Annotated in this window: 16 protein-coding genes; 6 read left to right on the top strand and 10 right to left on the bottom strand. The window is 37.9% G+C overall.

Annotated features, from left to right (window positions below):
* Positions 1–3,021, top strand: coding sequence for a M1 family metallopeptidase (locus LVD51_RS13785; protein WP_236971978.1), 3,021 nt, complete (start codon positions 1–3; stop codon positions 3,019–3,021).
* Positions 3,022–3,261: 240 nt separating this feature from the next.
* On the opposite strand, the gene LVD51_RS13780 is transcribed toward LVD51_RS13785, so the two are convergent.
* The 3 genes from LVD51_RS13780 to LVD51_RS13770 all read right to left on the bottom strand — a co-directional run bounded on the left by LVD51_RS13780 (position 3,262) and on the right by LVD51_RS13770 (position 6,403).
* Positions 3,262–4,290 (bottom strand): cytochrome d ubiquinol oxidase subunit II, encoded by a 1,029-nt coding sequence (locus tag LVD51_RS13780; protein WP_236971977.1) that lies wholly within the window; start codon positions 4,288–4,290, stop codon positions 3,262–3,264.
* Positions 4,287–5,594, bottom strand: coding sequence for a cytochrome ubiquinol oxidase subunit I (locus LVD51_RS13775; protein ID WP_236971976.1), 1,308 nt, complete (start codon positions 5,592–5,594; stop codon positions 4,287–4,289). Before LVD51_RS13775 ends, LVD51_RS13780 begins: the two co-directional genes overlap by 4 nt.
* A gap of 134 nt (positions 5,595–5,728) precedes the next feature.
* Positions 5,729–6,403: a GDSL-type esterase/lipase family protein gene (locus LVD51_RS13770; protein ID WP_236971975.1), complete on the bottom strand. Its 675-nt coding sequence runs from the start codon at positions 6,401–6,403 to the stop codon at positions 5,729–5,731.
* Positions 6,404–6,672: 269 nt separating this feature from the next.
* Between LVD51_RS13770 and LVD51_RS13765 the strand changes: the two genes are divergently transcribed.
* Both LVD51_RS13765 and LVD51_RS13760 read left to right on the top strand, forming a co-directional pair.
* Positions 6,673–7,623 carry a polyprenyl synthetase family protein gene (locus LVD51_RS13765; protein ID WP_236971974.1) on the top strand — a complete coding sequence of 317 codons (951 nt, stop codon included), beginning with the start codon at positions 6,673–6,675 and terminating at the stop codon, positions 7,621–7,623.
* A gap of 27 nt (positions 7,624–7,650) precedes the next feature.
* Positions 7,651–7,995, top strand: a complete 345-nt coding sequence (locus LVD51_RS13760; protein ID WP_236971973.1) for a DUF6970 domain-containing protein — start codon at positions 7,651–7,653, stop codon at positions 7,993–7,995.
* Positions 7,996–8,168: 173 nt separating this feature from the next.
* On the opposite strand, the gene LVD51_RS13755 is transcribed toward LVD51_RS13760, so the two are convergent.
* The 3 genes from LVD51_RS13755 to fabD are packed head-to-tail and all read right to left on the bottom strand — an operon-like array spanning position 8,169 to position 11,565.
* A complete protein-coding gene (locus tag LVD51_RS13755; RefSeq protein ID WP_236971972.1) occupies positions 8,169–10,097 on the bottom strand; it encodes an ABC-F family ATP-binding cassette domain-containing protein in 1,929 nt (642 codons plus the stop codon).
* Positions 10,098–10,104: 7 nt separating this feature from the next.
* Positions 10,105–10,674: a YqgE/AlgH family protein gene (locus LVD51_RS13750; RefSeq protein WP_236971971.1), complete on the bottom strand. Its 570-nt coding sequence runs from the start codon at positions 10,672–10,674 to the stop codon at positions 10,105–10,107.
* 12 nt (positions 10,675–10,686) lie between these two features.
* The gene (gene fabD, locus LVD51_RS13745; protein WP_236971969.1) at positions 10,687–11,565 is read right to left on the bottom strand and encodes an ACP S-malonyltransferase; all 879 of its coding nucleotides are present in this window, start codon (positions 11,563–11,565) and stop codon (positions 10,687–10,689) included.
* A gap of 162 nt (positions 11,566–11,727) precedes the next feature.
* Between fabD and LVD51_RS13740 the strand changes: the two genes are divergently transcribed.
* Together LVD51_RS13740 and LVD51_RS13735 are read left to right on the top strand one after the other, a co-directional pair.
* A complete protein-coding gene (locus tag LVD51_RS13740; RefSeq protein WP_236971968.1) occupies positions 11,728–12,789 on the top strand; it encodes a sensor histidine kinase in 1,062 nt (353 codons plus the stop codon).
* Positions 12,790–12,799: 10 nt separating this feature from the next.
* Positions 12,800–13,501 carry a LytR/AlgR family response regulator transcription factor gene (locus tag LVD51_RS13735; protein ID WP_236971967.1) on the top strand — a complete coding sequence of 234 codons (702 nt, stop codon included), beginning with the start codon at positions 12,800–12,802 and terminating at the stop codon, positions 13,499–13,501.
* A 131-nt stretch (positions 13,502–13,632) separates the two neighbouring features.
* Here the strand turns inward: LVD51_RS13735 and LVD51_RS13730 are convergent, their stop codons facing one another.
* A complete protein-coding gene (locus LVD51_RS13730; protein WP_236971966.1) occupies positions 13,633–15,993 on the bottom strand; it encodes a T9SS type A sorting domain-containing protein in 2,361 nt (786 codons plus the stop codon).
* A 95-nt stretch (positions 15,994–16,088) separates the two neighbouring features.
* On the opposite strand from LVD51_RS13730, the gene LVD51_RS13725 reads away from it, so the two are divergent.
* Positions 16,089–17,543, top strand: a complete 1,455-nt coding sequence (locus tag LVD51_RS13725) for a hypothetical protein (RefSeq protein ID WP_236971964.1) — start codon at positions 16,089–16,091, stop codon at positions 17,541–17,543.
* A 156-nt stretch (positions 17,544–17,699) separates the two neighbouring features.
* On the opposite strand, the gene LVD51_RS13720 is transcribed toward LVD51_RS13725, so the two are convergent.
* The 3 genes from LVD51_RS13720 to LVD51_RS13710 form a co-directional block, all read right to left on the bottom strand.
* The gene (locus tag LVD51_RS13720) at positions 17,700–18,167 is read right to left on the bottom strand and encodes a hypothetical protein (RefSeq protein ID WP_236971963.1); all 468 of its coding nucleotides are present in this window, start codon (positions 18,165–18,167) and stop codon (positions 17,700–17,702) included.
* Positions 18,168–18,238: 71 nt separating this feature from the next.
* Entirely contained in the window at positions 18,239–18,727 is a 489-nt protein-coding gene (locus tag LVD51_RS13715) for a hypothetical protein (protein WP_236971962.1), read from the bottom strand.
* A gap of 22 nt (positions 18,728–18,749) precedes the next feature.
* Positions 18,750–19,520, bottom strand: coding sequence for a (Fe-S)-binding protein (locus LVD51_RS13710; RefSeq protein WP_394803174.1), 771 nt, complete (start codon positions 19,518–19,520; stop codon positions 18,750–18,752).
* Positions 19,521–19,530 lie beyond the last annotated feature (10 nt).

Here is a 19,530-nt window from a genome sequence, read left to right as displayed (position 1 = left end):
ATGAAATCATTGATCTTTTTTCTACTGTGTATAAGTTGTTTATTCACACCGATCGTAGCGCAAGAGTTTCAACAAAAAGTGGATTACGATATAGAGGTAAGCTTGGACACCAGCCGCAAAGTTTTGACGGGCACAGTACTGATTCAATATAATAATCGTTCCAATAAAAATCTAAACAAAATCTTCTTACATCTATGGACGAATGCATATCAGTCCAAGGCCAGTGATTTTTCTAAACAAAACCTAGCTTCCAACGACGATAAGTTTTATTGGGCCGACGACAAAAAAATGGGAGGGTATCAAAATATTTCATTTTATCAAGATGAAAATGAATTGGACTTTGCTTATGTCCAACAGAACAAGGAATTTGTAGAATTATCCCTAAATCAATCCATTGGTCCTAATGAAACCGGAGTGCTAAAAGTGAATTTTGAATCCAAAATCCCCTATATCTTTTCAAGAGGGGGTTGGGCCAAAGACTTTATAGCCCTTACTCAGTGGTTTCCCAAGGTAGCGGTCTACGACAAGGACGAATGGCATTTAATGCCTTATTTGGAAATGGGAGAATATTTTTCAGAATACGGAGACTACAAGGTGACCATTGAAACCCCAGACAGCAGCATCATTGGGGCTACTGGTGTCCTAGTGGACTCTACCGTGTTGGATTCGGGAAGAGTACAGCGCACCTATGAAGCGAAAAAAGTATTGGACTTTGCCTGGTTTTACGGTCATGAGATGATCGCTCAGCACGGTAAGACTGTATTGGACAATGGGCAGACTGTAGATTTACACTACTATGCCCCCAAAAATTATCCATTAAACCATGCTCAGGTATCCGACACTTTAATACCTCAAGTAAAAGGTCAGATCAACAACAATCTATCCCCTATTGGATTGATGGCTAGGGCAGTTCAATTTTATTCCGAAGAAGTGGCTCCCTATCCCTATCCTCAAGCCAGCGTAGTTATTGGCCCCCTCAATACAGGAGGTGGTATGGAATACCCAATGATCACTCTGGTAGCTCCCATGCGCGACATCAAAATGTTGGATCGCACCATGACTCATGAAATCGGTCACAACTGGTTTCAATCCATATTGGGTTTCAACGAAAGACAATCCCCATATTTGGATGAAGGCATCAATAGTTTTTATGAAAAAAAATACATGGATCGCTACTATCCTGAGCCCTTTCAATCGATGCAAATCATGGCGGCTAGAACTGAATTGACCATGGATCAAATAATGTACCATGGCAGTTATCAACGAGGAGATATACTACCCGTCAACTCTCACACTCACGACATGAGTACCATTCAGTATTATTATAATGGCTACATGGTTCCCCCTACTCTATTTAAGAAATTGGAAGAAGTAGTTGGTGAGGAGAAATTCAAAGCCGCCATGAATGAATTTTACCAAAACAATGCATTTGGTCATCCTACGATTGAAGATCTGAGAAAAGTCTTTGAAAAAGATGGTCAATCCTTGGATTGGTTTTTCACGGACATGTTGACTACAGTTAAAAAATACGAGGTGGGTATTGAATCGGTTGAGGAAAGAGGAGATCATTTCATTGTGCATTTAAGTCAATCTGGGGAAATCAAAGCCCCCGCAGTCCTAAAAGTGTACGATGGTCCGAAGGTCGTTCTATCCTATGATATCCCTAGCATCAATGATGGCACCAGTATCAAGATTCCCATAGATGACTACGACTATTTTGCCATCGATCAAGGCTTGGTTATAGAGGAAACCCCTCACGACAACACCTATTACTTTACTCCACAACGGGAGCAGAAATTTTTAAATCCAGTATTGGGTCTCAACAATCCCGGTATTAATAAAATATGGTGGTATCCCATATTTAATTACAACTATTCCAGTGGGGGAATTTTGGGAGCAGGTCTTCACAACATCACCCTGCCGGGGAATAATTTCGAATTCAATCTACATCCCGGTTACGCCCTTAAATCCAATGAAATAGTAGGGATGGCCTCTATGGATTATTATATTCCAAAGAACAATACCAAGTTGCGATATATTAATTTTGGCTGGTCATTGAAACGCTACACCTTTGACTACAATGAAGCCCAAGATTTCCATCTCAATTACACGAGGATAAATCCTCATTTCAAAATATCTTTTCAGCCCAAGAATGCTATCAATCCATGGTATAAGACTCTGAGATTTGAGATGCCCATAGTCCAAGAAGAAATTCCAGTATACAATGATGAAGGATTTTATGATGGCAATGACGGTACTTGGCGATATATCCCAAGGGGAGAATTTACTATAGAAAAAAAATCTCCAGTCAACAATATTAAGCTCAACATATTAACGGAGTTTCAATCCTATAAAAGCTTTTTTGACAGATCAGAAAATTATTTAAAAACCTCAGTTGAACTGATGACTGACTATGCCTATGCACCGAAGAAGAAGATATATGCTCGTTTTTTCATCGGGGGTTTTCCAGTCAATTCATCGCGAGATATAGGTAGTGTAGCTTCCTATTATACTCAGGGAAGTCTGGCTATGTTTAGTCAAGCTTATAACGACTATGCCTTCGATGGTTATTTCTTAGATAGAACGGAGCGGGCAGACAATATACTTAGCCGTCAGGTACGACAAAACGATGGTGGGTTTAAAGATGCTCTAGGCTATAGTTATGCCAATGTGACTGGAAATAGCAATTCGTTTTTGGCCAGTGCCAATTTGAGTTTTAATTTGCCCTTTATCCCTGCCAAAATACCGATTCAACCATATTTTGACATAGGTATTTACGACGATGCTACACCTACGGGGTCAGGCATGGAGATGTTGTACAGTGGGGGTATTATGTTGGGCAACCCCAAATGGCCCATTCAAGTCTATCTACCGTTGGTCTACAGTGAGGCTATAGGCAATATATACAAAGAAAGGGGGAATATTTGGAAACGAATATCCTTTAAGATGGACTTAGAAAACTTTAAACTTTCTGAAAAAGCCAGAGACACCAGAGTGGAGGATTTGAATATATTCCAATAATTAATGACCATTATTGCAAATCCTTCAACACAGAAGTGGAGAATCGGTCAGATTGATATGAGGTATAATTCTTTTAAACTTAGATGTGGACTACCACAATGTGGCTATTCTATTTCTATAGCAAAATCCCTTATACCTCTATCCATAGTAAGGACAGATGGTCAAATCACCTATTCTTATGCAACCACCTAGGAATATAAGGAGATATTTCGCATTGACTCTATCTTTCAAAAAGGATCTCTATGAGGTTTTACTATTCCCCTTAAATACTTTTAACAAATAGTAGAGGGCTGGAAATATTATGACCACACCTATAAGCAAGGAATAAAACAGCACGACCATGACTGGTTTAGATGCTGCAGCTTCGTAAATAGAAATGGTTTGGCCATCATTAAAATGCAATACATTGGGCCATTGAATGGCCAACCAACCCAAAACAATAAGCACGACTTGGACGCCAACTAGAATTCTTAAATTCCACACTTGTTTGCGTTGGATATAGATCCAAATCAATGGGACAATTATAGTAGCTATTATCCCTGTAGCGACAGAGAGTGAGTGATCAAAAAAGCGATGAAAAAAATCTAAATCTTGATAATAAGCACTGGCCATTAACAATCCACCGGCTAGCATTGATGCTAAAAACAAACGCTTAATAAACCTAGCGATCAATTGATAACCAAAATCGGTCTCCACTTCACCCAATAAAAAAATAGAAGCGATATAGGCACTTAATACCGACACAAACAAACCACAGAGTATACAAAAAGGATTGAGCCAAGGCTTCATAAATAAAGTATAAAAATTCATAGACTCTCCTACTTCATAGTAGTCATTGTAATTGGGAATGGTACCAGCCAATAAAGCCCCCAAAATAACTCCGAGAAAGAAGGTCGAAAACAGACTTGAATATCGAAACACTTGATTATAGAGTCGTTGACTCCCGTCTTTTACAGCATCATAATGTCGGAAAGTAAATGCTGTACCTCTAAATATAATACCCAGTAAGGCCAACAATACGGGGATATGCAATGCAGTAGTGATGGTAGAATACACTACTGGAAATCCATTAAACAAAATCACCACAGCAATGATTAGCCAAATATGATTGGCTTCCCATACTGGTGCTATAGCCCGACTAATGGTACTTACCCCTCTATCTCCGGTAAAGATTTCCACTATTCCAGCACCAAAATCCGCCCCTCCAAAAACCACATAAAACAATAAAGATATGGCGAATATTAAAATGACTAATTCTGTAAAAATCATTTTTCATGGTTTTCATGTAAAACAAATATCTGTCTTCTCATAAGCCAAATAATGACCAAGGTCAGTAAGGAGTAAACTAAAATGACTAAAATAAAAGAAAACTGGATTCCCGGCATTGGAGTTAATGCATCCTCGGTCTTCATGATTCCATAAATAATCCAAGGTTGTCGGCCGACTTCCGTCACTACCCAACCAGCTTCTAAAGCTAAGAATCCTACTGGAGTTAATAAAAACACCAAGCGCTGTCCCCATTTTTTATTTAATAGTGACTTTTTACGCCACATCATCCACAGATAGATTATCCCAAAGCCCATCATTAAAGTGCCCAATCCAACCATGATTTGAAAAGCCAAATGAGTAATCACCACTGGAGGATGCTCATCCTTGGGAATTTGATCAAGACCAATTACTTCCTCTTGAAAATTTCCGTGAGCCAAAAAACTTAAGGCCCCAGGAATTTTAATGGCATAATCTACTGTTTGATTTTCCACATCGGGAATACCTCCAATAATTAATGCGGCATTTTTTTCGGTATGAAAATGAGCTTCCATTGCGGCCAACTTCGCCGGTTGGCGTTTGGCCACACTTTTGGCGGCAATATCTCCTGTAATGGGCATCAAAAAGGCTGCTCCTACCCCAAAGGCAAGGGCAATTTTAATGGCCTTATAATGAATATCCAAAGATTTTCCCTTGATGAGATAATAGGCATGTAGACCGGCGACAGCGAAACCAGTACTTGCAAAGGCAGCAAAAGTCATATGCAAGGCTTGACTAAACCAAGCATCATTGAACATGGCCTCCATGGGACGAATGTTTGAAAACACGCCATCGTGATAGTCGAAGCCAGCTGGACTATTCATCCATCCATTGGCCGCAACCACGAAAATGCCAGAAAAAACTCCTGAAATACCCACCACTAAACCACTGGTCCAATGGGCCCATTTCGGCACTTTGTCCCAACCGTACAGAAATACTCCCAAGGCTATGGCTTCTAAGAAAAATGCCGTTCCTTCTAGGGAAAATGGCATTCCTATGATTGGCCCTGCATGGTGCATAAACTCGGGCCATAACAGTCCCAATTCAAAAGACAACAATGTTCCACTTACCGCACCAACGGCGAAAAATATAGCTACTCCTTTGGACCATGATTTGGCCAAAGTCAGATAAGAATCATCCCCTGTCTTCAGCCACTTCCATTCGGCTACAGCCATGAAAAAAGGCATGGCCATACCGATACAGGCAAAAACGATATGCCATCCCAAAGAAAAAGCCATTTGCCACCGAGCAGCTAATAAATCGTCCATTTGATTCTGTTTGAAATCTTCAAAAAATATCCAAGCGTATCTCTGTAAATATACAACTTATCGACTTCAAAGTAGAGATCAAGGTAACAGAATAATGTATTTAGAAGCAGTATAATTAAATAAGAAATTAAAATTTAATTTCGAATATAAGTTTGAACTATGGGTGCCCACAATTCATAACCGGCGCGATTCATATGTAGGGAATCCGACTTCCAAATATCCTTTTTAATCACTCCATCCAAATCGTACATTACTTGTGTAATATCAATAACATCGAATTTTTCTCTTTCAATAGACAGCTCTAGGAGTTGTTTACGTACTTCATTGTAACTATCTAAGAGGTGTTTTCTAGAAGGGCTGGGTTTAGGGGGCAAGAAGGAAACATGGGTGCCAGGCAATTTAATCTCTACCATTCTCAAGAAAGTATGAACATCATCCATATACTCCTCTGGTGTCATACCAGCGCTGATATCATTGTCCCCTTCATACACGACAATTTGCTGTGGGGAGAAAGGAGTAAGCAATTGATCGAAATAATATATAACATCAGACAATTGTGATCCACCAAAGCCATTGTTTACCACTTGTTCTGTATCAAAATCTTGTTCAAATCCCACCCAAATGGTAAAACTACTGCTACCGACAAAAACGGTATGTACATTTTCCGGAGTTAGCACATTTGCTTTATTTTCCAGTTTCTCAATGGTTTTCTCAAAGCGTTTGCGGCGTGCATCATCTTTGGAAGGAGATTGCCCAAAGACAAAAACGGAGGAACAGATCAAAGTGATAACAAGGAATAAATTTTTCATGTTTTATTATAAAATTTAGATAGTTTAAACAACAAATTATTGTATTGCAAAGTAGAAAAAAATAATAAAGGGAAGTAAAAACAAAGGTAAAATAACCCAATTAAAAACACCTAGTACCAGATAGTCCATAATTTATATTTATGAGGAGTTTATCCTTGTACTTGTTCGATCTTCCCTCTCAACCCATAATGCCATGAGAGAGAATCATTCTACAGATATATTTGACTATATTTGTTTTTGAATATTTAGATAAAATACAAGATTATCCATTGAAGAACCCAAGTCCCCTTAAAAGCGAATCGGCATTTAGCCGACTCTATAGCCCAGCTACTTTATATGAACCCGTTGATTATACTATGAATCAAGGAGGGAAAAAAATTCGCTTTAATATTACCTTATTGGCATGTAAAGCCTTTACCGATGATGTTGCAAAAGCAGAGTTGGCAGCCAAGGCCATTGAGATGTTTCACAACTTCACCTTGGTCCACGACGATGTAATAGATCGTGCAGATACGAGAAGAGGACAGCCCGCTGTTCATAAAAAATGGGATTTAAATACCGCTTTATTAAGTGGAGATGTTATGCTCATTTTGGCTTATGAATACTTGACCCAAATTCAGCATCCCAATCTGTCTCAAATCCTTCAAAAGTTTACAAAAACGGCTAGAGAAGTCTGTGAAGGTCAGCAAATGGATATCGATTTTGAAAATTTACCAGCTGTCCAAATGGATTCATACATCGATATGATATCCAAGAAAACCGCAGTATTGGTAGGTGCAGCCATGTACATTGGCAGTAAATGTGGTGGCGCTGAAGAAGCAGATGCCTTGTCACTATACCAATTTGGTCTCCATTTAGGGATTGCTTTTCAAATCAGGGATGATATTTTAGATTGTTATGGCGATAAAGTAAAAGTGGGTAAAACCAAGGGTGGCGATATCCTTCAGGGAAAGAAAACCATTTTGTATATTCGCACATGGAACACTTTATCACCCGAAGATCAGGTGAAATTTGAAAAATTGTATTACGGATCAGACTCTGACAAAATAAATCAAGTATTGGAGTGGTTTATAAAATCAGATGCCAAGTCCTATGCCTTGGAGATGGAAAAGAACTATTTTAGAAAAGCTATAAATCATCTGAAACAAGCCAATATTCCAGAACACAAAATGCATGACTTGTTTGATTTTGCCAATGAATTAATGGATCGCGATCACTAATTATTTAAAATATTAACACAAATCAAAATGACTAACAAATATCTAATTATAGCACTATTGGTTTGGTCTTTTACAATGAGTTGTGACAAAAACAAAGACGAGGTAGATATACCTACATGTATTCAAGCCAAAATAGAGTCCTTAAAGACCTTACACAAACAGAATCCACCAGCCATTGTCGAGGAGTGGGAAACTCCTAGTGGGACATACTACTACATCACTTCTGACTGTTGTGATCAATTCAACTATCTCTACGACGGTTTTTGCAACGTAGTCTGTGCTCCTGATGGCGGGATTACTGGTGAGGGTGACGGAAATTGCCCCGTACTTACTGATACTGTAGTCACTGTATTGTGGCAAGATGAAAGATAGGTGAACCTCTACATAGGACATAGTTCTAAGGCTGTCTATATCCATAGATTGACCAATACCATATGTATTTATAGTCCCAACCACAGTTGAAGGATTTATATCATAGGAAGAGTATCTGCCTTGTCGGGACAGGTAATAGAGAACAACTATAGAATAAAAGTCTAGTGAAAATACTATTCTTCTAGGACTTCAAAAGTCTCGACCAATTCCTCCCAGTCCATCATTACTTGATTGAGTTCAGTAGATATCTCTTCATGGGATTTCATAATATCAACCGATTCACTTCTTTCGTAAAATCCTTGTTCTGCCATATCCTTTTCGAGGGAAGATTTTTTGACTTCTAACCGCTCAATCTTTCGCTCCAATTTTTGGATATCTTTTTGCACTTGTTTCTTTTTTTCAAACAATTGCATTTTCTCTTCTCGAGAAAGTTCTTTTTTTGCACCATTATTCGAAGATTGAGCTTTGTTCTGTTCTATTGCCCTCATATTATCTTCATTTCTCTTTTTCAAGAAATAATTGATATCTCCGAGATATTCGTGCACTACACCATCTCTAAACTCATACGTTTTATCAGTCAACCCCACGAGCAAGTCTCTATCGTGAGACACGACCAACAAAGTACCTTTATAATCCATTAAGGATTGTTTTAAAATGGCCTTGGTCTGTAGATCTAAGTGGTGAGTAGGTTCATCTAAGACAAGGAAATTGATGGGAAATAACAACAATCTGGCAATGGCCAACCGCGTCTTCTCCCCTCCGGACAACACCTTGATCTTTTTCTCAACTTCTTCCCCGCTAAATAAAAAAGAACCCAATATTGACCTTACTTTAGGTCGCATTGCCTCGGGACTTTCTTGTTCCATATAGGCTAATGGCGTCATATCAGGAGGCAAAAAATCTACTTGATTTTGAGCAAAATAACCCAAATCCACATTTTGTCCAAGCTTTACAATTCCTGTACTCGGTTTCAGAGTATTGACGATAATCTTAGTTAATGTAGACTTACCTTGTCCATTCTGACCGACAAAAGACACTCGCTCTCCCCTTAGGATTTCCATATTCACATTGGAGAAAACTTTCAATGCGCCAAAGGATTTAGATGCATCCACCACTTTCACCACCTCATTGGCCGATCTACGGACGGGAGGGAACATGACTCGAACACTTTTTTCGTCGATAATTACTTCATCGACGCGATCCAATTTTTCCAAGCTTTTTTCCATTGACTTAGCCATCGAAGCTTTACTCGCTTTTGCTCTAAATCTCTCAATGGTCCGTTCTTTATCGGCTATTAATTTTTGCTGGTTTTCATAGGCGGCTTGTTTAATGGATATCCGCTCTTCTTTTAACTTCAAATAACCAGAGTAATTACTCACGTACTGTTCCAACCGTCCATTGTCCAATTCGTAAACTTCAGATACGATATTGTCCAAAAATTCTTTATCGTGAGATATCAATAGAACAATGCCCTGGTAGTCCCGAAGAAATTTCTCCAACCAGATAATTGAATCTATATCCAAGTGGTTGGTCGGCTCATCCAGAAGTAAGACAGATGGTTTGGCCAATAATATTTTTGCCAATTGCACCCTCATTTGCCATCCTCCACTCAATTCACTCACTCCCTTGTCCATGGTAGTGCTGGTAAATCCCAATCCCTTGAGGACGGATTCGATCTGTCCCTCCATGGAGGCAGCACCGTAATAGGCCAATTTGTCACTTAAATCTGATATCTGCTGTATAATGGCATGATATTCATCTGATTCATAATCACTGCGATTGCCCAACTCATTGTTTAAGACTTCAAGTTTATTTTCGATTTTTTGAATCTGTGCAAATGCCATGGCGGCATTTTCTTTTACCGTCAAATCTTTTTGCAGATCAATATGTTGGGAGAGATAACCAATAGTATAACTACTGGGGATTTCTATCTGACCAGCATCCTGCTTAATCTCACCAATCAGCACCTTCATCAGCGTACTCTTTCCCGCTCCATTCTTACCCAATAAGCCATATTTGGTATTGTCTTTAAAACTACATTGGATTCGATTAAATATAATCCGATCCCCAAAATATAGACTTAGTCCCTGTATCGTTAACAAATTGCTATTAATTTAAATTAGAGAATTCTGAAATATGTGATATTACTTGATAGGTTCCCCCTTTATCACTCATCGCTTCTGCCCATAGGTTTTCTTGATCCAATGCAAACAATCGCTGTATATTCATTTTAGAAACCACCCAAGAGTGGTATGACAATTCTTCCTCGAGTTGTCCCGCCGACCATCCCGCATATCCCACGAAGAATCTTATGTCCTTCGCAGTCATCAGTTTATTATTAAAACACTCTTTTAGTTGATCATAATCTCCCCCCCAATACAAATCCTTATCCACTTGTAAACTATTGTCAATGATGTCTCCACGGTTATGAAGAAAATGGATAGTATCATGGGAAACAGGACCGCCGTAGTGCAACTTACACTCACAATTTGGAAAATCTTCTAAAATTTCGCAAACATTGGGTTGCATCGGTTTATTCATTATAAAACCAACAGTCCCGTCAGAGTGACGATCACAAACCAAGACTACTGCCCGTTTGAATTGATCGTCCATCATAAATGGCTCTGCCAATAATATATATCCGTTTTCTATTTTTATATCCATATTATGTGTCGACATTAAAGCGACTTATTACAAAGAGTATGTTTCGATACTTCTATCCACTTTTTTCAATAATCCCTGAAGAATACCTCCTTTGCCTCCGATCTCATAAAATTGTTTCCCCCCATTCTTTATCATTTCCAACATAGTCTGGGTCCACATCACCGGTGCTGTCAACTGAGACAATAGATTTTCCTTTATAATTTCGGGATCGGTTTCAGGCAATCCAGTCACATTCTGATAAACCGGTACTTGAGGTGCTAAAAACTCAACTTCCTCAATGGAATCCGCCAAATGATCTTCTGCCGGCTGCATAAGTGGCGAGTGAAATGCCCCCCCTACTTTTAGTATAATTGCGCGTTTAGCTCCAGCTTTTTTTAGTTCTTCTACTGCCAAATTAATTCCCTCTATTGAACCTGAAATAACTAATTGCCCAGGTGAATTGTAGTTGGCTGGCACTACGATATCGTCGATACTCTTACATATCATTTCGATCTTCTCATCTGCCAAGCCCAATATAGCAGCCATTGTTCCCTCCGTCATATCGCAAGCATCTTGCATAGCAAGGGCTCTTTCTTTGACTAAAGTAAGCCCATCCTCAAAACTAAGTGCTCCGGCAACGGTAAGTGCCGAAAACTCACCCAGAGAATGTCCAGCCATCATGGCAGGAGTTTTATCTACGCCCAATATCTTAGCTGTAATTACCGAATGGATAAATATAGCTGGCTGAGTTACTCTGGTTTGAGCCAATTCTTCTTCAGTTCCTTCAAACATTATCTCGTTGATGTCGTAACCTAGAATGTTGTTTGCCTCTTTAAATAGTGATTTGGCCTTGGCACTAGACCTGTAAAGTTCAAGTCCCATACTGGTAAATTGGGCACCTTGACCCGGAAACAAAAAAACTTCCATTTTTTTTAAACGCTTTTGATTTTTTTAAAATTAATAATTAATAACATTCTAGAAACCATCACTTGATGGACTTTCTCCTCTGTTTGTCTAAATTTAATGAAATATTGTATAAAATTCTTTTTACACTAAAAAATATATACTTCATTTACGGAGATTAAAACTATGACAAAAGTAAATAAAAATAACGCATATCTCAACGCTCATATATATAAATATGCTGCCCAGTATTCCAAACCTCTACATATTGTATTTTGGGTGGTGTTTTTTTGCACCTTGGTATTCTTAGATATCCAAAAATTGGACGTAATTACCAATATTGTATCAAACCTAACCATTACTTTGTTCTTTGCCACTATAGTGTATGTGAATATATTGTATTTAGTCCCCAAATACCTATTCAATCAAAAAACACTCTTGTATATTGTCTTATTGATAACCGGCATTCTATTGATAACACCGGTATATATTAGTTTGAGGATCATTATATATCGGCAATATCCCTCCTTGGCCAATCTCTACTACTTTAACTACACCACAGTGATATTGATTGAAATTTTTGTGGCCTTGGCCTCACTAATTTACGCCATTATCATTGATTGGCTGAAAAAAAGAGGAGAAGTTGCCGCCCTGTATACTACGAATATAGAGACGGAACTCAATTTTTTAAAAACTCAGATCAATCCACATTTCTTGTTCAATTCTCTAAATAGTATATACGCCCATACCCTGAAAAAATCTGACGAAGCACCAGAACTCGTACTTAAGTTGTCAGAGATCATGAGATATATGCTCTATGATTGCAATGAGGCTGTTGTTCCCCTAGAACAAGAAATCAATTATATCAGAAACTATTTAGAACTTGAAAAAGTCAGAAAGGGTAAAAACAATGAAATATCCTTCACTATTGACGGGCCTCTTGACGGCCACAATATAGCTCCCCTACTCCTTATCACATTTGTAGAGAATAGCTTCAAACATGGAGTCAATAACGTCTCTGAAGGATTTGTCCGTCTGAAATGTACCGTTGACAACCACAACCTGAATTTTAAAATCGTCAATAGTGTATCACCACAATTACACATCGCCAATCTACAGAAAAAAAGTGGTGGTATTGGATTGGAAAATGCAAAGCGACGCTTAGAATTGCTCTATCCCAACAGACATAGATTGGATATTAAAAAAAGAATTGACGAATTTGAAGTAAATTTAATTATAAACTTATAACTATAAAACCATGATTAAGACCATAATAGTAGACGACGAACCATTGGCTCAGGAAATATTAGAGACATATATAGCCAACTACGAAGATTTTGAACTGGTAGGCACCTGTAATAATGCCTTAGATGCCAACAAAATATTAAAAGAACAAGAAGTTGATGTAATGTTCCTGGACATTCAAATGCCTCAGCTAAATGGAATTGATTTTTTAAAAATTCTTGAAAATCCTCCACTTGTTGTATTTACTACAGCATTTAAAGAATATGCATTAGAGGGTTTTGAACTCGAGGCAGTAGATTATTTATTGAAACCGATATCTAAAGAGAGATTTGAAAAAGCCATCGACAAAGTTCGACAGGATTTAGGGAAAAACACGGAAGCATTCGAAGACAGTATCTTTGTAAAATCGGACAAAAAGCTTCACCGACTTCATTTTGATGAAATCTTTTATATCGAAGGTTTAAAAGATTATGTCATTATCAAAACCGAAATATCGAAAATTGTTACCCTTCAGACGATGAAGAGTCTGGAAGAAAAGCTTTCTAGTCATAATTTCATAAGAATTCACCGATCTTATATTGTCAATTTAGATAAAATCAAATCGGTAGAAGGCAATTATCTAGAATTGATCATAAAAAATGAAAGAGTGAAATTACCCATTGGCAAAAACTATAAGGACGACTTATTGGACATCGTCAATACCAGACGATTGTAGTCCTGTTTTATGGCTAATACCAAATGCATTTGGTATTCAAACTAGTATATTAATAAAGTATATTTCGCCTTTTGTCTATAGAAGTATAGAGGGTCGGAAACTATAGAATTGAATATATCGCTTTATGAATTTTAATGTATTACTGAAAATCTCTTAACTGCCTTTTTGCCATCGGCTGTTATTTCCAACAAATACATCCCTTCCACCAATCGGTCGAGGTACATTCGCGGCAAATCTTGCCGATAATCTACTTCGACTGAATTCATCACCTGCCCCTGCATATTATATATAGTGAGCTGTTCAATTTTGTATAAGTCCTCTCCTGAGATGGAGATCTCATTCGTGGTTGGATTGGGAAAGACATTCCAATTTTGCCCCAGATCGGTATCCGAGTCTAGATCTTCGCTAAAAGGAATGACTATTTTTTGATCGGGCAATGAAATACTGCCAAAGGCAGTGTGAACTACAATATTTTTTAATTCTAACTCCAATTCTTTTTTCGCCGAACGAATGGTGGTAAAACCTTCAATTTCATCTTCGACAATAATACTCATTTTCATGGCCAATCCATGTCCATTTTGATCGAAGGTAGATACTCTATATTGACCGGCAACCACGTTGTTGGACAGCCCTTGAGTAACCACTTCAATGGTGGGCTCATTGGATTTCAACCAAGTGGAATGATCGTTTAAAACTTTGACATCTTCACCATCTACCAAATCTTGGTCGTAATTCACCTCCAAACTGATTCCATTAACCCCTCTTAATTGGCTGTCTTCATCTCCCAAATATATTCCCAACTCTACGATATCTCCTGGCTGGAGTACTGACTTAGAAGTTTGGATTTGCACGGGGATACTGGGATCCGCTATTGGGGTGGAGAAAAGACCGTGATGCAATCCATAGTGATACACTACAGGATAGACATCGTCCTTGGTGATAATTCCATCTCCGTCAGCATCAAAATATTGAATATTCTTATTTTCTTGATTAAACCACTCCTCGTTATTCTGAGGCTTCCACAGAACACCTCCATTGCGTTGAGACCCCACTTCTCCTATATAGCGAGCTATGGACTGAATATCTTTAAAGTCAACTACATTGGACAAATCTGTATCTCCCGACCAAATACATTTATCACAATTGGCATCAAAGCTCAGTGATGAAGGCCTAAAGATAATTTCATGCTCACTGGAGAACTGATAATTGGCAGTATTGACCGAGTATTTAAATCTCACTTTATCTTCATCAGAAAAATTCTCACTTGGACTGTATTTAATTAAATTTCCAGGCAAGATGCTAGCTATTCCCTTATTCCCTTGCTCTATTATTTCCAATTCAAAATTGGGATTGGGATTGTCAAAGGGCAGTACATAATCAGCATTGGGATCAATATCAAATTTAAATGTCGAAAGTGCTGGTTTAAAAGCATCGACATAGACTTCCACCTTGGCGGTATCACAAATTCCAAAAGCACAGGAAATATAGTCAAATGAGGTGATACCTTGAAAACTATTTAAGCTGGTCACATTGACCTCTCCATTACCAGATTTTCTAACTTGAATACCTTGACCAATATTTAATACTTCCTGAATATTTTCCAACAAATCATTCTGGCTAATATCCACTTTCAAACTCTGACCTGGATGAATATATATTCGATCCGGCTGATTAAAGGTATTGTAATTCCAGGGGTTATCGAGGGTGAGATCAAAGGACAATTGTCTGCCCTGAAGATCTTTAACCACTACCTCATAGCGACCTTTGGCTGTAGAATTGGAGGGCAGGTGTAATTGATGATCAGCGGTAATTTCCACCCCAGGCAAATTAGAAGAAAATAAATAAAAATCATCTCCTGGCAGAGGTAAATCCATGGATTCATTGTTGTAATAAAACCAAGATATTTTTTCATTCGTCCAATCGGGCTGTAAGCCAATCACCGCAACCTTGGCTTCATCGCATTGTCCGAGGTCATCACATGCGGTATACACAAAATATTGAATCCCCTTCTCTACATTACTTATTCTTACTCTTTCTCCCGCTTTACTAACCACCAATCCTTCTTGAAACGGTAGATACTTGACCTCTTTACTAGAATAAGAACGATCGTTATCCAATACATCAACGGTTTCATTTAAACCAGTATAACCGTAAACCACTTCGGTATTGGCTACAATAAATTTTGGTTTTAATGCAAAAGATAAGATTTGTTGGTCGACCAACAACAGGACGGTATCGTATTGATTATGTCCTCCGTTGTCATAAATTAAGTCGTAAGTTTGATTATTGCGTGCACTTATTTCAAAAGATCCGTATTTTGGAGATTGAAAAACCACAGGTTTTGATGTGCTTTGGATCTCCTTTTGCCATTTTTCACCAACAATGAATTTTTCTTCTTGAAAATTGGCTAAATTCTGGGATTGTCCAATCTGTGATTGAAGAATTATAAAAAAACACAAGATAAATTGAATGCGATACTTACATTGCAACATGTTCGTTAGGATTACGGGATTCCTATGCAATATACGACTATTCAACGTATTAATATCACAACAAGGCCATAGCTTTGCTTATTACAATGTTAAATATGGAAAAAACCAAATTATACCAGCTCCTAAATCAAATATCTGACAGAGAAATTAAAAGAATTAAGTCCTTTTTGCAATCTGGATTAAGCAGTGATAGTCCTAAAGTGATAAAGTTACTCGATCTTTTAGCTCCCAGTGCTGCTGGGACTTCTGCAATATTGGACAAGGAAAAACTGTGGAGAAAAATATTTGGCAAAGAAGCATTTAACGATGGTCGATTTCGGAAATTGTGTACCGATTTATTTAGTGAATTGGAATCTGCAATTGCCCACATCCAATTTCACGACAATCAAAAATCTAAAAGTGTACACTACTTGCACTATTTACGACAACAAGAAATCGATGACAATGTAATGAAACCAGCGATTTCTAAGACCAAGAAACAACTGTTAAACAGGAAGAAAATATCTGGGTCTACCTATTATTACCAATATCGCATTGAGGAGATAGAATACGAGACCCTTCAACATTCGAGTTCTGCTTGGTCTCCAGCCAATATTGAGGCTCTGGATCAAAATCTCAACCAGTTCTTTATTATCGAAAAACTCCGAGTAGCCCTCAGTATTTTCTCTAGACAAAAATATATCCAGATAGAAAAAGAACTGCCCTTTCTCAACACCATATTCCAATTAATTGAAGAACAGCAATTCTTAGACAATCCCATAATCAAGCTCTATTACTACGCTGTAAAAACCTATCAATCTGAGATAGCAGATGAAATGTACTACGCATTAAAGGACACTTTACTGGACTGCATTGACATTCTCGAACCCAGTAACTCAAGAGAGCTCTCTACCATAGCCCTATCGTATTGCATCGGAAAAATCAATCAAAATCAAACCCAGTTTTATCGCGAATCATTTGAATGGTATGAAACCATGTTGGCCAATAGATTACTAATGACCAAGGAAGTCCTTCCATCGACGACTTTTAGAAATATCGTATTAATTGCAATTAGAATTGAGGAATTTGAATGGGCTCAGAACTTCATTGAAGAAAACCACGGCTATTTGGAAGCCGACAAACAACTGGCGACAAAGATGCTTAGCTTGGGTCAACTCTACTTCAATATGAAGGAATACGATAAGGTAATGGAGAGCCTAATGAATGTAGAATACCTTGATGTATCCTTTAATTTACAATCCAAATTGACCTTGGCTGCGACCTATTACGAACTGAATGAAAAAATCCTACTAACCAATTTCCTACCTACTTTCAACACCTATTTACGTCGTAAAAAACCATCGATGTCGGCCGATAAATTTCATAGACATTTGCGTTTTATTTCCATCTTAGGTCAAATGATAAAAATCGAAGACCATGAAATTCACAAATGGGAAGCTCTTCAAGCTAAGATTGCTTCCGATAGCAAGATTGTATCTGTAACATGGCTAAATCAAAAGATAGCAGAAAAACTCAAGCACCAAGTGATCAATTCCAGTGATTCAAAATAAAAAATGTGACCAATATTCTCAGCAAGATGGTTGCCACAGAAAAAACGAAACCAAAAATTGGAATATTACCAGATGAATTTACAATGGAGAAATACACTGGTGAGTATAGAAATCTTACCATCGAATACTAGGATGGTCAGTGATTTAAGATGGAGGCTAAGACAAGATCTTGATTTCTTTTTTGACCAATGGACTGATGGCCATACCTTTGACATCTACTTCTACTTCAATTCGATAAATAGACTTCACTCCCCGAACCCATTTAGCCGACTTAACCAAGCCCTTAAGTAGTATATTTTTATCTTGATATTTGTCCATTTCCGAATGAATGGGCTGAAAGGGCAAAACAAAATCTAATTCGACCAATTCATCTTCTCCGACAAAAATGTGTTTTTCCATAGCCATTTGGCCCAACTCGTATTCATCGATTAATTTTTCATGTCTTCTGCCTCTAGAAAATTTTTCAATGAGACGCATCCGCAAACGAAGTATTTCACTATCCTGTTTGCTCTCAAAGACCAATTGACCTTTAATCTGCTTATCTTTTAAGTATATAGCGTCATCGACGACGACATTGATTTTGACGCCTTCTATTCCCAACCATTTTTTTACTTTCTTCAGCATGGATTTACTTTTTGAATATTGCTAGAAAAGATTTAGTAAATCAATACATTAAAAGTGAAAATAATTCCCTTTTATAGGAACTTTGAATGCCAACTTTTGGCTAGGGGTTGCAATTTTTTCTGATTCCAACTGCCTTTATCTTCCAGTAATGTATTGTAGAACAAAGTATCGTCATCGACAATACCTTTTTCGTATAGTTTACACAGATCTCTAGCACCGACAAAATGGACTTCGGCCTCATCGTCTTGATAAACAAAGACCATTCTATCGAAGAAATCAATGTTCATTCTATCTCCAATTTGTCTGATAAAGTGGACGGATTGATCGATAGAGCAACCGCTGGCTGATTGATGATCTTCGTCGATGGCAAGGATAATAAAAACATTATCTTCCACCCAAGCTTCAGCGACAAGATTTTTACCGTGGGTATTCCATTGATCGAGAAACGAATCTAATTTTCTATTAATACATTCAATTTCTTTGTCATTGAGCACGCGATCTGACTTATAGATCCATATTCTTGCACTATCCTTTAAAGAACCGACTGTTATTGTCTCCATATTATTTTTAACCTCAGTTGGATTATTTCTGCAAAATTAACTCACTTATATCATATACCATGATATTTTTGTCTTTTTCTTTTACACCATCGTTCATCATCGTCAAACAGAAAGGACAATTAACCGCAATTATATCGGCACCAGTATTAGCGGCCTCATCCACTCTTTCAATATTAATTCTTTTGTTGCCCGGTTCATCTTCTTTGAACATTTGCCCTCCTCCGGCACCGCAACAGAGCCCATTAGCTCGAGATCTATGCATTTCAACAATCTCATTGTCCAAATGTTCAAGAACGGATCGCGGAGCTTCGTAGATATCATTGGCTCTACCGAGATAACAGGAGTCGTGATAGGTTATTTTTTTCCCTTTGAAAACATCGCCTTCTACCTTAATTCGACCTTCGTCTAGGAGGGATTTCAACAATTGTGAGTGATGAATCACTTCGTAATTTCCCCCTAGGGCTGGATACTCATTTTTCAATGTATTGAAACAATGTGGACAGGTGGTCACAATTTTCTTTACCGCATAGGCATTAAGGGTTTCAATATTTTGAAGAGCTAACATTTGGAAGACAAATTCATTGCCCGCTCTACGAGCAGGATCTCCGGTGCAACTTTCTTCTTGACCTAGAATAGCAAAACTTATCTTAGCCATATTTAGCACTTCCACCAATTTCTTACTTATCTTCTGAGCTCGACTATCAAAACTTCCCGCACATCCTACCCAAAACAACAATTCAGGTTGGATACCTTCACTTTGAAATTCGGCCATTGTTTTTACTTCCATATTCATTTATTTAACT

It is taken from the genome of Membranihabitans marinus, assembly GCF_021729155.1.
Classification (GTDB): Bacteria; Bacteroidota; Bacteroidia; order Chitinophagales; family Saprospiraceae; genus Membranihabitans; species Membranihabitans marinus.
This window is presented reverse-complemented; position numbering and strand designations above follow the sequence as displayed.

What these genes read in the sequence shown, in the direction of transcription:
- LVD51_RS13785 (WP_236971978.1), top strand. Translation starts at nt 1, where the DNA reads ATGAAATCATTGATCTTTTTTCTACTGTGTATAAGTTGTTTATTCACA.
- LVD51_RS13780 (WP_236971977.1), bottom strand. Translation starts at nt 4,290, where the DNA reads ATGATTTTTACAGAATTAGTCATTTTAATATTCGCCATATCTTTATTG.
- LVD51_RS13775 (WP_236971976.1), bottom strand. Translation starts at nt 5,594, where the DNA reads ATGGACGATTTATTAGCTGCTCGGTGGCAAATGGCTTTTTCTTTGGGA.
- LVD51_RS13770 (WP_236971975.1), bottom strand. Translation starts at nt 6,403, where the DNA reads ATGAAAAATTTATTCCTTGTTATCACTTTGATCTGTTCCTCCGTTTTT.
- LVD51_RS13760 (WP_236971973.1), top strand. Translation starts at nt 7,651, where the DNA reads ATGACTAACAAATATCTAATTATAGCACTATTGGTTTGGTCTTTTACA.
- LVD51_RS13750 (WP_236971971.1), bottom strand. Translation starts at nt 10,674, where the DNA reads ATGTCGACACATAATATGGATATAAAAATAGAAAACGGATATATATTA.
- fabD (WP_236971969.1), bottom strand. Translation starts at nt 11,565, where the DNA reads ATGGAAGTTTTTTTGTTTCCGGGTCAAGGTGCCCAATTTACCAGTATG.
- LVD51_RS13740 (WP_236971968.1), top strand. Translation starts at nt 11,728, where the DNA reads ATGACAAAAGTAAATAAAAATAACGCATATCTCAACGCTCATATATAT.
- LVD51_RS13735 (WP_236971967.1), top strand. Translation starts at nt 12,800, where the DNA reads ATGATTAAGACCATAATAGTAGACGACGAACCATTGGCTCAGGAAATA.
- LVD51_RS13730 (WP_236971966.1), bottom strand. Translation starts at nt 15,993, where the DNA reads ATGTTGCAATGTAAGTATCGCATTCAATTTATCTTGTGTTTTTTTATA.
- LVD51_RS13725 (WP_236971964.1), top strand. Translation starts at nt 16,089, where the DNA reads ATGGAAAAAACCAAATTATACCAGCTCCTAAATCAAATATCTGACAGA.
- LVD51_RS13720 (WP_236971963.1), bottom strand. Translation starts at nt 18,167, where the DNA reads ATGCTGAAGAAAGTAAAAAAATGGTTGGGAATAGAAGGCGTCAAAATC.
- LVD51_RS13715 (WP_236971962.1), bottom strand. Translation starts at nt 18,727, where the DNA reads ATGGAGACAATAACAGTCGGTTCTTTAAAGGATAGTGCAAGAATATGG.
- LVD51_RS13710 (WP_394803174.1), bottom strand. Translation starts at nt 19,520, where the DNA reads ATGAATATGGAAGTAAAAACAATGGCCGAATTTCAAAGTGAAGGTATC.